This window comes from Nonomuraea sp. KM88 (assembly GCF_052245635.1).
Lineage (GTDB): Bacteria > Actinomycetota > Actinomycetes > Streptosporangiales > Streptosporangiaceae > Nonomuraea.
On the sequence record NZ_JBQQCC010000001.1, the window covers coordinates 260,084 to 275,648 of the forward strand.

Genomic DNA, 15,565 nt, shown 5'->3' on the forward strand with positions numbered 1-15,565 from the left:
CAGTGAGTCTCCCCAGTTCACCGCGCATCACAACACGCCGGGGCCGACCCTCGTGAACATCACGTGGCGAGATCGAGGAATTACGCGGAGCGCGGGCTTCCAGTGCTCCGGATCCATGAGGATCCGGGTGGGCAGAGCCGAGGGGCCTCTTCGACGATCCGGTCCTGGTGGACTCCCGGCGGCGATGCCGGAAACCCTGCCACCGCCGGGACGTCCTGGCCTACCTTAAGTCACCTGCGCTGATCGGCTTCAGGGCGGGGCGCGGCTCGTGGCGTGTTCCCGCTGTGCTCGAACAGCCGTTCGGCTACGATGGAAGCGCGCCGAGCCACGTCTTCCCCGGCAGTCCCAGAAAATGTCGGTGGCAGGCCGTAGCTTTCACTCGACTGACCGGACCACGATCCTCCAGGGGGAGTTCCATGGCTATCAACGACCGCGAGAAGGCCCTCGAGACCGCGCTCGCCCAGATCGAGCGGCAGTTCGGCAAGGGCTCAGTGATGCGCCTGGGCGACGACGCCCGAGCTCCCATCGAGGTGGTCCCCACCGGGTCGATCTCCCTCGACGTGGCCCTCGGCATCGGCGGCCTGCCGCGTGGCCGCATCGTCGAGGTCTACGGCCCTGAGTCCTCGGGCAAGACGACCATCGCCCTGCACGCGGTGGCCAACGCCCAGCGGGCCGGCGGCATCGCGGCGTTCGTCGACGCCGAGCACGCCCTCGACCCCGAATACGCCAAGAAGCTCGGCGTCGACACCGACGCCCTGCTGGTCTCCCAGCCCGACACCGGTGAGCAGGCGCTCGAGATCGCCGACATGCTCATCAGGTCCGGCGCCGTCGACATCATCGTCATCGACTCGGTGGCCGCGCTCGTGCCCAAGGCCGAGATCGAGGGTGAGATGGGCGACAGCCACGTCGGCCTCCAGGCCCGCCTCATGTCCCAGGCGCTGCGCAAGATCGCCGGTGCCCTGAGCAGCACCGGCACCACCGCCATCTTCATCAACCAGCTCCGCGAGAAGATCGGTGTGATGTTCGGCTGCATGTCGTACGGCACGCGCGTCACGCTCGCCGACGGCACACAGGAGAAAATCGGCAAGATCGTCAATCAGAAGATGGACGTCGAGGTTCTCTCCTACGACCCGGAGACCGACAAGCTCGTTCCCCGCCGCATTGTCAACTGGTTCGACAACGGCAACGCCGAGCGGTTCCTGCAGTTCACTGTGGCCAAGTCGGGCGGAAACGGAAAGGCCCAGTTCGCTGCGACGGAGAACCACCAGATCCGCACCCCGGGCGGCTGGCGTGACGCCGGTGAGCTGATCGCGGGAGATCGCGTCATGCTCACGGAGACCCACCGCCTGAGCGACAAGCAGTGGCAGGTCATCCTGGGGTCGCTGATGGGAGATGGAAACCTGTCGCCCAATCGCCGTGGCCGCACCGGCGTTCGCTTCCGCATGGGGCATGGCGCCAAGCAGGAGGACTACCTGTCCTGGAAGTGCTCGATGCTCGGCAACATCACCCACAGCCGCAGCACCAACTCCAAGGGCGCGGTCTTCGCCGACTTCACTCCTCTTCCCGAGCTCGAAGAGCTGCGCCAGGTGGTCTACCTCGGTGGCGGCAAGAAGCACATCACCTCGGAATACCTCAAGGCGCTGACACCTCTGGCTCTGGCGGTGTGGTACATGGACGATGGCTCGTTCACGCTCCGTTCGAAAGGGTTGCAGCAGCGCACCGAAGGCGGTTCCGGTCGCATCGAGATCTGCGTCGAGGCGATGAGCCAGGGCTCCCAGGAGCGTCTTCGCGACTACCTGTGTGACACCTATGGCCTCAACGTGCAGGTTCAGCATCGCGGGGCCCGGGGCGTGGCCGTCCTGCAGTTCGAAACGGCATCGTCGGCCACGTTCCAGAAGCTGGTGGCGCCCTACGTCCACCCCTCTATGGCCTACAAGCTCCTGCCTCGCTATCGCGGCCAGTTCGCGGTCGAGCCGGAGTTCGCCGACCCCGAGCCGCGGCTCGTGCCCTCACGGATCCTTGACATTCGCATCAAGCCGAAGGCCCGCTCCATGAGGAAGTTCGACCTCGAGATCGAGGGGACGCACAACTACTTCGTCGACGGTGTCATGGTCCACAACAGCCCCGAGACGACGACGGGTGGCAAGGCGCTCAAGTTCTACGCCTCGGTCCGGATGGACATCCGCCGCATCGAGACGCTCAAGGACGGCACGGAGGCGGTCGGCAACCGCACCAGGGTCAAGGTCGTCAAGAACAAGATGGCGCCGCCCTTCCGCGTCGCCGACTTCGACATCCTCTACGGAGTGGGCATCTCCCGCGAGGGCGGCCTCATCGACATGGGTGTGGAGCACGGCTTCGTGCGCAAGTCCGGCGCCTGGTACACCTACGAGGGCGACCAGCTCGGCCAGGGCAAGGAGAACGCGCGCAACTTCCTGCGCAACCACCCCGACATGGCCAACGAGATCGAGAAGAAGATCAAGGACAAGCTGGGTGTCGGCCCACGCCTCGACACTCCGGCCGAGCCCGCCGCTCCGGCCCCGGCGGCCGCTCCTTCCGGCCGGGGTTCCAAATCCACCCCCAAGCCGGGTGACGTCTGATCGCTGACCCTATGAGCAACCCCGAGCGGCCACAGGCGCCCCAGCCACACAATCGGGGCGCCTGGCCGAAGTCCACCTCGCCGCGGGGCCGTGACCTCGCTCTCTCGGCGGCGGACGGCTGGCCATCACTCGACGAGTGGCGCAACCGTCCACGCACCCCTGATCCCGAGCCCGGCGGCGCCACGGATTCCGGCAGCCCGGTAGAAGGTCCCGGCGTGCCCGGTTGCCCGCCTCCGACGCCGGGCCGCTCCCGTCTGGACGGCGATGGTTCGGGGCGTGATGGACAGCGTGCCTCCGATGTCCCGGCAGAGCTGGAGCAAGGAGCCACCGGCTCCCCGCCTCCGGAGGCCGACGGCTCCCGCGTGCGCGATGGCGGGTCGGCTGACAGGTCTTCCGGCGACGGAGACGGCGGATGGCATTCCGAGGTGCTGGCCGGGGACAGTTGGTTCGGCAAAGACCATGCCAGGGGCCGCGGGAAGGGCACTGAAGGCAGGAGCCGAGCTGACAAGTGGGCCGGAGGCGGCGAGAACGCCTCAGGCGGGCAGGACGAAGGCAGTGGGAGCCCGGCGGGCGAGTGGGGTGAGGACGGTGCGAGGCGATCGGGCAGAGGGCGCCGGTCCGGTCGGTCCAGCAGGCGCGCAGGAAAGGGCCCGCGGGGATGGTTGCCGGAAGGGCCTGACGCCGACAGCCCGGCCGGGGCCGCTCCGGCCGCCGACCCGGAGTCGGTGGCCCGGGCCATCTGCCTGCGCCTTCTCACCATGGCTCCCAAGACGCGAGCCCAGCTCGCCGAAGCTCTGCGCAAGCGGGAGGTGCCGGACGACGCCGCGGAGGCGGTGCTCAGCCGGTTCTCTGAGCTGGGGCTGATCGACGACGAGGCCTTCGCCGCGGCCTGGGTCGACTCCAGGCACCACGGTCGCGGCCTGGCCAAGCGCGCCCTGGCCGCCGAGCTGCGCCATCGGGGCGTCGACCCCGACACGGTCAAGGAAGCGGTCGACCGCCTCGATCCCGACCAGGAGGCGGAGACCGCTCGCCGGCTGGTGGAGCGCAAGCTGGCCGCGACCCGCTCTCTCGACCCGCGCGCCCGCACCCGCCGCCTCGCCGGCATGCTCGCCCGCAAGGGCTACCCGTCGGGCCTGGCCTTCCGCGTCATCCGCGAGGCCCTGGAACAGGAGGGCATCGACATGGAAGAAGACTTCCCCTGACGGGACGTCTGCCCTTGGGGGGACGTCCGCCCCTGGCTTCAAAGGGGATGGTCGCTCTCCTTCGACGAGCACTCCGCCCGGAACTCAACCCCTCGGGGGGCCGACGTCCGGCCCGGCGAGCTCGCCTCGCTGGGAGCGGACGTTCCTCCGGAGAGTCTGACTCGCTGGGAGCGGACGTTTCGCTGGAGGGCTTGACCCGCCGGGAGCGGACGTTTCGCCGGAGAGTCTGACCCGCCGTCAGCCTGGTGGATGCCTGGCGCATTCAACGCGGCCGCCTGAAGGATGTCCGCTTCCGGCACGGGGAGCGTGCCGGATCCCGACGGTTTCCAGGGGCATTGGCGGATCTTGTGGTGGATGTGGCGATGCGGGTCCGTAAGACACGCTTGGAGACGCGTTTGCTTGCTCGTGACCTGTTCGACGCATAACCTCGACGGCAGTGAGGGAGTTACTCCGCGCAGTGCGGATTGCCATACCGGTGAACGACGGACGAGCGAGCTTGGGCGATCGAGGCAGGCGAGGTGTCGGCTTTCCGAGCCGACGCCCGGTCAGCCTTGGCTGGGCATCGACCCAGGTGATGACCGGGCTGTCCGTGGCGTGCTTGTGACCCCTCCCGTTTTGTGGCCGCGTTATGAGGTGTTGACGACGCGAGGAGGGCGGGGCGCACATGGGGCCGCTGGTCGTGGTGCTGATGGTGGCGGTGCTCGTGCTCGCGTTCGGGATGATCGTCGCGCTCCTCGTTGTCATACGCCGCACCTCCGGCCCTCTGCCACGTTCCGGCAAGCCGAGCTCCGAGCAGATGCAGGCCGTTCACGAGGAGCTTGAGCAGGCGCGTGAGGAGGCGCAGGAGATCCGCCACAAGGCGGAGACCGACGCCGAGGAGATCCTGCGCAGGTCGGAGAGCGCTGCCGAGAGCGCGGCGCAGATGCGGCGGGAGGTCGAGGAGGAGGCCCGGATCCTCAAGTCCGAGCTCAAAGAGCTACGGACCGACCTGGAGCGCAGGGAGGCCAGGCTGGCCGAGCGCGAGCAGCGGCTGGACGAGGAGGCCAGACGGCAGTCCGAGCGTGACAGGAAGCTCGCCGAGACGGAAGTCGAGCTGGCCGACCGGCGCGAGGAGCTGCTCCAGGTCGAGCAGGAGCGGCAGGTCATCCTGGAGCGGGTCGCCGGGCTGACCGGCGCGCAGGCCAAGGCGGAGCTGGTCAGGGAGATCGAGAACCAAGCCAAGCGCGAGGCCGCCCTGATCGTCAGGGAGATCGAGGGGGCCGCTCGCAAGGAGGGCGAGAAGCGGGCCACCAAGATCGTGACGCTGGCCGTGCAGCGGGTGGCGGCGGAGCAGACGGCGGAGTCGGTCGTCAGCGTGTTGCACCTGCCGGGCGACGAGATGAAGGGCCGGATCATCGGGCGCGAGGGGCGTAACATCCGCGCCTTCGAGTCCACCACCGGGGTCAACCTGATCATCGACGACACGCCTGAGGCGGTGTTGCTGTCGTGCTTCGACCCGGTGCGGAGGGAGACCGCCAGGCTGACGCTGGAGAAGCTGGTGCTGGACGGCCGCATCCATCCGCAGCGCATCGAGGAGGCCCATGACCGCAGCCGCCAGGAGGTCCAGGACCTGTGCGCCCGGGCCGGCGAGGACGCCCTGGTCGAGCTGGGCATCACCGACATGCATCCTGAGCTGACGCTGCTGCTCGGGCAGTTGCGCTACCGCACCTCTTATGGACAGAACGTCCTCAAGCACCTGATCGAGTCCGCGCACATCGCGGGCATCATGGCCGCCGAGCTGAAGCTGAACCAGCGGCTGATGAAGCGTTGCGCCCTGCTCCACGACATCGGCAAGGCTCTCACGCACGAGGTCGAGGGCAGTCACGCGCTGATCGGCGCGGAGATCGCCCGACGTTACGGCGAGGAGGAGGACGTGGTGCACGCCATCGAGGCGCACCACAACGAGGTCGAGGTCCGCACCGTCGAGGCGGTGCTCACGCAGGCCGCCGACGCGATCAGCGGCAGCCGTCCAGGGGCCCGCCGTGAGTCCCTGGAGGCCTACGTCAAGCGGTTGGAGCGGCTGGAGGAGATCGCGCAGTCGTACGACGGGGTGGAGAAGGTCTTCGCCATGCAGGCCGGCCGGGAGATCCGCGTCATGGTCAAGCCCGACGCGGTCGACGACATCCAGGCGCAGGTGATCGCCCGCGACGTGGCCAAGCAGGTGGAGGAGGAGCTGACCTACCCGGGGCAGATCCGCATCAGCGTGGTCAGGGAGTCGAGGGCCACCGAGTTCGCCCGTTAGGCGAAGATCTGCTGGTAGAAGGCGAGCTCTGCGGCGAGCGCCGCGGCCCGCGTCTCGGCGCGGCGGAAGCCGTGTGACTCCCCGTCGAAGGAGAGATAGGTGCACGGGATGCCGCGTTCGGAGAGCGCGTCGGCGAAGGCCACCGACTGCTGGGGCGGCACCACGGGGTCGTCGAGCCCTTGCAGGAGCAGCATGGGGCAGGTCACGTCGTCGACGAGGCCCAGCGGCTCGCGGGCGGCGTAGACCTGCGGGTCTTCCGGCCCCACCAGCCACTCCACGTAGCGTGACTCGAAGTCGTGGGTGTGCTCGGAGAGGGGCGCGAGCGCGCTGATGCCGTAGTAGGAGACGCCGCCCGCGAACACGTCGGACCGGCAGCACGCGGCCAGCACGGTCCAGCCGCCCGCGCTGCTGCCGCGTACCGCGATCTTGGCGGGGTCGGCCAGGCCTTCGGCGGCCAGCCATCGTGCGGCGGCGATCGTGTCGGCGACGTCAACCAGGCCCCACTGCCCTTTCAGCCGGTCGCGGTAGGGCCTGCCGTAGCCGGTGGAGCCGCCGTAGTTGACGTCGAGCACGCCGATGCCGCGCGAGGTCAGGAACGCCTTCTCCAGGTCGAGCGCGCTGTCGGCGCAGGCCGTCGGCCCGCCGTGCACGAAGATCACGTATGGGGGGACGCCGGTGGTCGCCGGTCCGTTCGGCGGATAGAGGAACGCGGGGGCCGGCGTCTCCACCGCCCGGGGAAGCGGCAGGCAGGCGGGGTCGGGCAGGCGCGCGACGTCCTGGCCGAGCGCGACGTGCGTGCCGGCCGCCGTGTCCACCTGGACGACCGACCGGGGGAGCGTGGCGGAGTAGCCGACCCCGACCACGGACGTGCCCTCGGCCGCCAGCGCCGCGTCCCACCCCGAACGGGGCACGTCGAGGTCGGTCAGGGTGCCCGACTCGGGGTCGAGCACGCCCATCCGCAGGTCGCCGCGCCCGTGCAGGACCGCGATGCGCCCGTCGCCGAGCACGGTGTACGGCCATCCGCCCAGCTGCCACGGCGGCGCCGCGAACTCCTCCTCGGCGGGATGGACCGCCCGCGTATCCGCGCCCCGCAGACCGGTCTCGTAGAGGTTCCACCATCCTGAGGAGTCGGAGATCAGGTAGAGGTGGGCGTCGTCCTTCCAGGCGGGGGCGAGCACGGATTCGGCGGGCCCGCCGCGCACGGTCCACTCCTCGCCGCTGGAGAGGCGGACGACCCGCAGCTCGGTGCCGTCCCAGGGCATGAGCGGGTGGTTCCAGCAGAGGTAAGCCAGGTGCCGCCCGTCAGGGGAGATGGCGGGGGAGGCGTAGAAATCGCAGCCCGTGACCCAGGTGCGAGGGTCGCCGCCGTCCAGCGGGACGGACACGATGGCCCGGGTCACCTTGCCGTCGTCGCCGTGCCGCTCGCGCACGGCCCACACCTGGCCGTCGTGCACGACCAGGTCGGCGTAGCGGCAGCCGTCGCCGGTGAGCGGCTCGGGCTCACCGCCGTCCGCCAGAATGTACAGGCGCTGGTCGTCGAGGTTGGCGAAGACCACCTCGCCGCCGGGGGTCACGGTGTAGGGCCTGCCGCCGTACTCGTGCACCCGGGTGCGCGCGCACCACGGGGCCCGCAGCAGCTCGCGGTGGGTGCCGTCGGCGGTGCGGCACACGATCGTGGTGCGTCCGCCCTCTTCAGGGCGGTCCTCGGTCCACCACACCTGGCCGCCCCGAATCGTGGGCCAGCTCGGACGCACGCCTGCGCTCGCCACGTCTCTGGTCGTGATGGGGGAGGGCCAGAAAGGCATACCCGCATCCTGCCGGAAGATCGGCGAGCGTGCTGGCCGGATCTTGGATCAGGGGCAGCCCGCGGGCGGCGGTGGCGCCGTGGGCAGGTCGAGCCCCGTCCTGCCGAACCACTTCTGCAGCAGCCGGGCGGCCGTGCCGTCCGCCCACATCATGGTGATCGCCTCGTCGATGGCCTCGCACGTGGCGATCTCGCCCTCCTTGAGGCCGACGGCCCACTGCTCCTCGCTGATCGGGTCGTTGAGCAGCCGGAGCTTCTCGGGGTCCTGCTCGACGTACCCGGCCAGGGACAGGTTCTCGGTGCTCACCGCGTCGAGCTGGCGGTCGAGGAGCTTGCGTACGCACTCGGAGTAGTTGGCCGCGGGCACGAGGATGGCCGGCAGGTCCAGCTTGCCGTCCGGCGGCGGGTCGACGATGCGCCGGTAGGAGTTGGACCCCTTGGCCAGGCAGATGCGCTGGCCTGCCAGGTCGCTGGTCTTCTGGATGGAGGTGTCGTCGCGGCGGACCATCGTGTCCTGGTAGGCCGTCACGTACGGGCCCGCGAACGTCACCCTGGGCTTGCGCGACATGGTGATGGAGTAGGAGGCGACGACCATGTCGACGGTGCCGTTCTGGAGCAGCGCCTCGCGGGCTGAGGAGGGGGCCTCGCGCCACGTGATGTGCACGTTCTCGCCGCCCGCGAGGTGGCGGACGATGTAGCGGGCGACGTCGATGTCGAAACCCTCGGGGGCGCCGGGCCCGGTCTTGAGGCCCACGCCCGGCTGGTCCCACTTGGTGCCGACCGTGACCGTGCCGCCTTCTCTGATCTTCTCCGCGACGGTGGAGAATGAGCCGTTTCCGCCGCACGCCGCCAGGCACACGGCCATGGCCGCCCCTGCGAGCGCCGCCCCACGCATGGTCACCCCGATCATCTCCTGTAAGAGGAGCTTGTCGGCTGAATAACGCGCGCAGGCCGGTGTTTCAACGCCTCCAACGGAGAAGTGGGACTTTCTTGGGGATTTATCGGTGTACGGGCGGCGCGTTCACCGCCCGTACACCGTCAGGCGGCGCCTTCGCCCATGCCCACGGCCGGCGTGACCGGCTTGGCGGCCGTCTTGCGGCTGCGCCTGCTCCGCCTCTCCAGCCAGGTGGCCAGGTAGCTCAGGGCCATGTTGAGCGCGACGTAGATGATGCCGATGACGATCGCCGCCGGGATCAACGAGCCGAAGAACCGGGCAGGAAGGATCTTGAAGCCGGTGTTGAGCAGGTCGACGTAGGCGATGATGTAGCCGAGCGCGGTGTCCTTCAGCAGCACCACGAGCTGGCTGACGATCGCCGGCATCATCGCCGTGACGGCCTGCGGCAACAACACCAGCCGCATGACCTGGTTCTTCCGCATGCCCACCGCGTAGGCGGCCTCCGACTGCCCCTTGGGGACGGCCTGCACGCCGGCCCTGACGACTTCGGCGAGCACCGAGCCGTTGTAGAGCATCAGGCCGACGACCACCGCCATGAACGCGTAGTCGCCGCCGCCCATCAGCAACGGGGCCAGGTAGAAGATGAAGAAGATCAGCAGCAGCAGGGGGATGGCCCTGAAGACCTCCACCACCACGCCGGCCGGGACCCTGATCCAGGCATGGTCCGAGAGCCGGGCCAGGCCGAAGATCGCGCCGAAGGCGAGCGCGAGCACCGCGGCCACGGCCGCCGCCTTCAGGGTGCCGATGAGACCCGGGATGATGTAGAACTCCCACGTCTCCCACTGCAGGAACGGCTGCCAGATCTTGCCTTCCCACTGGCCCTTGGCGTCGAAGCCCTTGTAGACGCCGTAGACGACCGCCCCGACGGCGATGACGCTGACGACGGTGAGGGCGTGGTTGCGCACCCGCCCGCGCGGCCCGGGGGCGTCGAACAGGACAGAAGTGCTCATCGGACCACCGCCAGGCGCCGCGACAACCAACCGGTGAAGAACCCGATCGGCATGGTCAGCACCATGAAGGCGACGACGATGCCGAGAAAGATGGGGATCGACGCGCCGGTCTGGTCGAACGTCTCCTTCATCACGGCCGCCGCATCGGCGAGGAACCCGCCGGCGGTGGCGACCGTGGTGTTCTTGATCATGGCGATGATCACGCTGCCCAGCGGGGCGACCACGGCGCGGAACGCCTGCGGCAGGATGATCATCGTGAGTGACTGGCTGAACGTCAGGCCGATCGCCCTGGCGGCCTCGGCCTGCCCCATCGGCACCGTGTTGACACCCGAGCGCAGCGCCTCGCACACGAAGGCCGCCGTGTAGAGCGACAGGCCCATCGCGACGAGCCAGAACGAGTTGGACCGCGGCTCGTCGGAGAAGATCAGGCCCAGCTGGTCGCTCAGGCCCAGCGCCGAGAACGCCAGCACCAGTGTCAGGGGGGTGTTACGGACAACGTTGACGTAGATCGTGCCCGCCGCGCGCAACACCGGCGTGGGGGAGACCCGCATCGCGACCAGGATCGTGCCGAGGATCAGCGATGCGACCAGGGCCACGAGCGCGAGCTTGACGTTCTCCAGGAATCCCAACGCGAGGTCGGGGGCGTACGTGATTAGTTCGTCCATCGTGCTCCACCGCAGGGGCGAAAGGCGGCCGGAGGGCCGGCCGCCGTCGCCGACGTGATCAGCTGCAGCCCTCGGCCGGCGGCGCGGCCTCCGACAGCTTCAGGCCCTGGATGCCGCCGAACCACTTGTCCAGCAGCTGCTTCATGGTGCCGTTGTCCCACAGCTTCTTCACCGCGGTGTTGACGGCCTCGCACGTCTTCGTGTCGCCCTTCTTCAGGCCGACGCCGTACTTCTCGTCGGTGAAGCCCTGGCCCAGCACCTTGAAGTTGCCGCCCGCCTGCTTGGCGAAGCCCGCCAGGATCAGGTCGTCGGTGGTGACGGCGTCGAGGTTGCTGCCGGTCAGCTTCTGCACGCACTCGGAGTAGTTGGCCGCGTCGACGGTCGTGGCGTCGATGTCGAGCTCGCCGTCCGGCGGCCCTTCGGTGATGCGCTTGTAGGAGTTGGAGCCGGCTGCCTTGCAGATCTTCTTGCCCTTGAGCTCCTGCGGGCTGTTGATCGACGTGTCGTCCTTGCGGACCATGACGTCCTGGTGGGCGATCACGTAAGGGCCGCCGAAGGTGACCTTGCCCTTGCGCTCCTCGGTGATGGAGTAGGTGGCGACGACCATGTCGACCGTGCCGTTCTGGAGGAACGGCTCACGGTTGGACGAGGCCGACTCCTTCCACTCGATCTCGACCTCCTTGCCGCCGGCCAGCTCCTTCACCAGGGCCTTGGCCACGTCAACGTCGAATCCCTCGGGCTCGGCGCCCATCTTCAGGCCCAGGCTCGGCTGGTCCCACTTGGTGCCGACCACGATCGTGTTGGCGCCCTGGACCTTCTCCAGCACGGTGGCGTACGTCTGCTCGCCGCCACCACAAGCCGTCAGGCCGGCGGCCAGAGCCGCTACCGAGAGCACCGCTCCCGTTCGACGCATGTGCATGTGTACCTGCCTCAATCTCAATGCGTGAGGATCTTCGAAAGGAAGTCGCGCGCCCGGTCGGTCTGCGCGTTGGTGAAGAACTCGTCGGGGGTGTTCTCCTCGACGATCTGCCCGTCTGCCATGAACACGACGCGGTTGGCGGCGCGGCGGGCGAAACCCATCTCGTGCGTGACGACCACCATGGTCATCCCGTCACGGGCCAGCCCGACCATGACATCGAGCACCTCCTGCACCATCTCGGGGTCCAGTGCCGAGGTCGGCTCGTCGAACAGGATCATCTTCGGGTCCATCGCCAGTGCCCTGGCGATGGCGACCCGCTGCTGCTGGCCACCCGACAGCTGGGCCGGATACTTGTCCGCCTGTGCTGCGATACCTACCCGTTCGAGAAGCTCCATCGCACGCTTGTTGGCCGCATCGCGCGCGATCCCGCGCACCTTGATCGGGCCGAGCGTGACGTTCTCCCGGATGGTCTTGTGAGCGAACAGATTGAACGACTGGAAGACCATGCCGACGTCGGAACGGAGCCTCGCCAGGGCCTTGCCCTCCTCGGGCAGCACCTGGCCGTCAAATATGATCTGCCCGTCACTGATCGTCTCCAGCCGGTTGATCGCGCGGCAGAGCGTGGACTTCCCGCCGCCCGACGGGCCGATGACGACCAGAACCTCGCCACGAGAGACGGTCAAGTTGATGTTCTTCAGGACATGCAGCGCCCCGAAGTGCTTGTTGACGTTCTCCAACCGAACCAGTGGAGCGCCGTCGCCGTTCTCCGTCATGCACCCAAACGGTAGAGGGCATTAAGACGCTGGTCACTAACCGGGTGGTACCGATCCGATCACATCGTGCCGTCAAGCTGGTCTTTTAGATCGGTACGGGCCGTCTCAAGCCTGACAACGACTACCCTGGAAAGCGCCATGACTGTGACCCAGGAGAGCGCCCGCACCTATGAAGTGCGCACATATGGGTGCCAGATGAACGTCCACGACTCCGAACGCCTCTCCGGCCTGCTGGAGGATGCCGGCTACGTGCCCGCCCCCGACGGCGAGACCGCCGACGTGGTCGTGTTCAACACGTGTGCCGTGCGGGAGAACGCCGACAACCGCCTCTACGGCAACCTCGGCCACCTGCGGCCCGCCAAGGTGAGCAACCCGCGCATGCAGATCGCCGTGGGCGGCTGCCTCGCCCAGAAGGACCAGGGCGAGATCGTCCGCAAGGCGCCATGGGTCGACGTGGTCTTCGGCACCCACAACATCGGCTCGCTGCCGGTGCTGCTGGAGCGCGCCCGCATCGAGGGCGAGGCGCAGGTCGAGCTGAAGGAGTCGCTCGAGGTCTTCCCCTCGACGCTGCCCACCAGGCGCGAGTCCGCCTACGCCGCCTGGGTGGCCGTCTCGGTCGGCTGCAACAACACCTGCACGTTCTGCATCGTCCCCTCCCTGCGCGGCAAGGAGAAGGACCGCCGGCCCGGCGAGATCCTGGCCGAGGTCGAGACCCTCGTCGGCCAGGGCGTCCTCGAGGTCACGCTGCTGGGCCAGAACGTCAACACCTACGGCGTGGAGTTCGGCGACCGGCTGGCCTTCGGCAAGCTGCTGCGCTCGTGCGGCTCCATCGAGGGCCTGGAGCGGGTCCGCTTCACCTCGCCCCACCCCGCCGCGTTCACCGACGACGTGATCGCCGCCATGGCCGAGACGCCCAACGTCATGCACCAGTTGCACATGCCGCTGCAGTCGGGCTCCGACCGGGTGCTGCGCGCGATGCGCCGCTCCTACCGCGCCGAGCGCTACCTCGGCATCATCGAACGCGTGCGCGCCGCCATGCCGGACGCTGCCATCTCGACCGACATCATCGTCGGCTTCCCCGGCGAGACCGAGGAGGACTTCCAGGCCACGCTCGACGTCGTCAGGCAGAGCCGCTTCGCCAACGCCTTCACCTTCCAGTACTCCATCCGTCCCGGCACGCCGGCGGCCACCATGGACGACCAGATCCCCAAGGAGGTCGTCCAGAAACGCTACGAGCGGCTGGTGGCCCTCCAGGAGGAGATCTCGTGGGAGGAGAACAAGAAGCAGGTGGGCCGGACGCTCGAGGTGCTGGTCGCCGAGGGCGAGGGGCGCAAGGACGACGCCACCCGCCGGCTGTCCGGCCGCGCGCCCGACAACCGGCTCGTGCACTTCGCCGTGGGCTCGGAGGCTCCCCGGCCGGGTGACATGGTGACGGTCGAGGTGACGTACGCGGCCCCGCACCACCTGGTGGCGGACGGACCGGCGTACGCGGTCAGGCGGACGCGGGCGGGCGACGCCTGGGAGTCCCGCCAGGCCGGTCCTTCCACGGGGCCGGGGGTGCTGCTCGGCATGCCCACCGTCGGCCGCCCCGCTCCCACCACCGCCCCGTCGGGCGCCTGCTCGGCCCACTGACCCAGGCGCAGCCCTCCGCCCGAGGGCTGACGCCTCCCTTCGCCGCGCTCGCCGAGGCCGCCAGGCAGACGCTCCCCGGCAGGGAAGCCCGCTTCGTTCCCGGATCGGGGCTCGGCCGGATCGGTGGCGCGACGTCTCCAGATACCCGGCACACCACCTGTCTTCCCTGCTCTCTGGCCCGCCTGTCCGGTGCCCGGGCGCCGGACAGGCGCTCTCACGGCCGCATCCCGATGGCCAAGCGTCAGCGAGTGAGGCGGTCGAGGAAGCTGTAGCAGGGCTCCCGGCGGAAGTCGTCGAACGTGGCGCAGGGGTCGATGCCGCGTGCCGGAGGCGCGGGGACGGCCGGGCGCCTGGTCGGCGCTGGGTCGCGGGGAGGCGGCTGAGGGGGCGACTGCGGAGAGGGCGAGCCCGCCGGGCCGGGCGCCGCGGACCGTACCTGCACCGAGGGCCCGGGAGCCGCCGACCGGTCGCGGAAGGGCGGTGGAGGCGCGGCCGTGCGTCCGGGAAAGGGCGCCGGTGACCCCGGGGGCGCGGTCGCGGCCGGCGGGCCCGTGGCAGGTGACGGGCGGACGGGTTCGTGCGTGCCCCAGGGCGGTGCCGGGACGCCCCGGGGAGGCGTTCGGGTGCCCCAGGGCGGCGTTCCCGTGATGTCCCAGGGTGGCGGGACGGGCTGGATCCACGGCGGCGCCAACGGCCCCATCACGGCGTCCACGGTCTGTGCGGACGGTTGAGGGAACGTTCCAGGAAATGGCCCGGAAGTTCGGGAGGCGGTCGCCCTTTGTGTCATGTTCGACGCCCAGAGTGGCGGCGAAGGCGTTATCGATCTTGAGGAATGCGGAGATTCCTGATCGAATTCGGCGGAGCTTTGCGGAGACGGTTCTGAGGAGTCGGTGAATGCCAGGAAAATTCCCAGGGTCGCGGTGACGAGTACCCCGGCTGTTCCGGCCAGCGGTGCCAGGTTGGCGCGGCTACCTGGTCTTATGGATCTAAGGGGGGACAAGTCGTGATTCCTTCGTGATTGTTCTGCGAGCATTCCGGTGTTGCGGCTAGTGTGGTCCATCACCCGCGGAAGCCGGTGAGCTTTCCCGATACGACCGCAGGGAGCTGCAACACCATGCAAGGTTCGCGTGAGCCGGATCATCAGGAGATCCTGGGGGGGCCTGGGGACACCCGCTTGGCTTCGAGGAATGCGCCGCCAGGGCACAAGTCCTCGAAGAGCAACAAGAAGATCGCCATGATCGTCGCCTCGGTGGCGGTCGCACTGGTGGCGGCGGCCGGCGGCGGCTACTTCCTGGCGGGAAACCCCGCCGATCCCGCACGGCCCGGAGGCGCCTCACAGCCGGCGCCCTCGCAGAGCGCGGGCGGCGACGAAGAACTCCAGGGTGACGACGACGCGACCATGGGTGACGCCAGGACCGACGCCCCTGACGACAACCTGCCGACCGGCGAGGACGACGGCAGCATGGGCGACGCCAGGACGGACAACGACGGCGAGGGCGGCCCGGGCAACCACGACACGGGCTCGACGGGCTCCAACCCGTCCGATGGCACCAAGCAGACCAACACCGGCAAGAAGCCCGCGACGACGTCCCCGAGCAAGCCCGCGCAGGACGAGGCCGACACCCCGGCCGACGGCCCGGGGGGCCTGGTCAACGGCCAGTGCGCCAAGGCCGGCTGCTGAAGGTGGTCACGAAGGGCCACTCGCCCATCGAAGGCGTCAGGGAGGCCGGGGGCCGCTCGCCATTGAGCGCCCGGGTGCTCGCGTCCCCCTCGCGCTCGTGCGGCGC

General features: G+C 69.2%; 11 protein-coding genes. 5 read left to right on the plus strand and 6 right to left on the minus strand.

The genetic code is table 11. From position 1 onward, the window contains the following. The first annotated feature begins 416 nt into the window (after nucleotides 1–416). The 3 genes from recA (at nucleotide 417) to rny (ending at nucleotide 6,080) form a co-directional block, all read left to right on the plus strand. A complete protein-coding gene (gene recA / locus ACTWPV_RS01240) occupies nucleotides 417–2,597 on the plus strand; it encodes an intein-containing recombinase RecA (RefSeq protein ID WP_443150235.1) in 2,181 nt (726 codons plus the stop codon). A gap of 662 nt (nucleotides 2,598–3,259) precedes the next feature. Further along, nucleotides 3,260–3,799, plus strand: coding sequence for a recombination regulator RecX (gene recX, locus ACTWPV_RS01245; protein ID WP_443150236.1), 540 nt, complete (start codon nucleotides 3,260–3,262; stop codon nucleotides 3,797–3,799). A 664-nt stretch (nucleotides 3,800–4,463) separates the two neighbouring features. Then, nucleotides 4,464–6,080, plus strand: coding sequence for a ribonuclease Y (rny, locus tag ACTWPV_RS01250; RefSeq protein WP_347641623.1), 1,617 nt, complete (start codon nucleotides 4,464–4,466; stop codon nucleotides 6,078–6,080). Here the strand turns inward: rny and ACTWPV_RS01255 are convergent. The 6 genes from ACTWPV_RS01255 to ACTWPV_RS01280 form a co-directional block, all read right to left on the minus strand. After that, on the minus strand, nucleotides 6,077–7,885 hold the full coding sequence (locus ACTWPV_RS01255; protein ID WP_443150237.1) for a prolyl oligopeptidase family serine peptidase: 1,809 nt from the start codon (nucleotides 7,883–7,885) through the stop codon (nucleotides 6,077–6,079). The two genes, rny and ACTWPV_RS01255, sit on opposite strands and share 4 nt — an antisense overlap. Before the next feature lie 48 nt (nucleotides 7,886–7,933). Next, nucleotides 7,934–8,779 (minus strand): glutamate ABC transporter substrate-binding protein, encoded by an 846-nt coding sequence (locus ACTWPV_RS01260; RefSeq protein ID WP_443150881.1) that lies wholly within the window; start codon nucleotides 8,777–8,779, stop codon nucleotides 7,934–7,936. 143 nt (nucleotides 8,780–8,922) lie between these two features. Then, nucleotides 8,923–9,789 (minus strand): amino acid ABC transporter permease, encoded by an 867-nt coding sequence (locus ACTWPV_RS01265; RefSeq protein WP_443150238.1) that lies wholly within the window; start codon nucleotides 9,787–9,789, stop codon nucleotides 8,923–8,925. Further along, entirely contained in the window at nucleotides 9,786–10,454 is a 669-nt protein-coding gene (locus tag ACTWPV_RS01270; protein WP_443150239.1) for an amino acid ABC transporter permease, read from the minus strand. The genes ACTWPV_RS01265 and ACTWPV_RS01270 overlap by 4 nt, the downstream gene beginning before the upstream one ends. A gap of 58 nt (nucleotides 10,455–10,512) precedes the next feature. Then, nucleotides 10,513–11,373: a glutamate ABC transporter substrate-binding protein gene (locus tag ACTWPV_RS01275; protein WP_347641627.1), complete on the minus strand. Its 861-nt coding sequence runs from the start codon at nucleotides 11,371–11,373 to the stop codon at nucleotides 10,513–10,515. A gap of 17 nt (nucleotides 11,374–11,390) precedes the next feature. Next, the gene (locus tag ACTWPV_RS01280; RefSeq protein WP_347620236.1) at nucleotides 11,391–12,146 is read right to left on the minus strand and encodes an amino acid ABC transporter ATP-binding protein; all 756 of its coding nucleotides are present in this window, start codon (nucleotides 12,144–12,146) and stop codon (nucleotides 11,391–11,393) included. Between the two features lie 138 nt (nucleotides 12,147–12,284). On the opposite strand from ACTWPV_RS01280, the gene miaB reads away from it, so the two are divergent. Continuing rightward, nucleotides 12,285–13,778 carry a tRNA (N6-isopentenyl adenosine(37)-C2)-methylthiotransferase MiaB gene (gene miaB / locus ACTWPV_RS01285; protein ID WP_443150240.1) on the plus strand — a complete coding sequence of 498 codons (1,494 nt, stop codon included), beginning with the start codon at nucleotides 12,285–12,287 and terminating at the stop codon, nucleotides 13,776–13,778. 1,174 nt (nucleotides 13,779–14,952) lie between these two features. Continuing rightward, nucleotides 14,953–15,459, plus strand: a complete 507-nt coding sequence (locus tag ACTWPV_RS01290; RefSeq protein ID WP_443150241.1) for a hypothetical protein — start codon at nucleotides 14,953–14,955, stop codon at nucleotides 15,457–15,459. Nucleotides 15,460–15,565 lie beyond the last annotated feature (106 nt).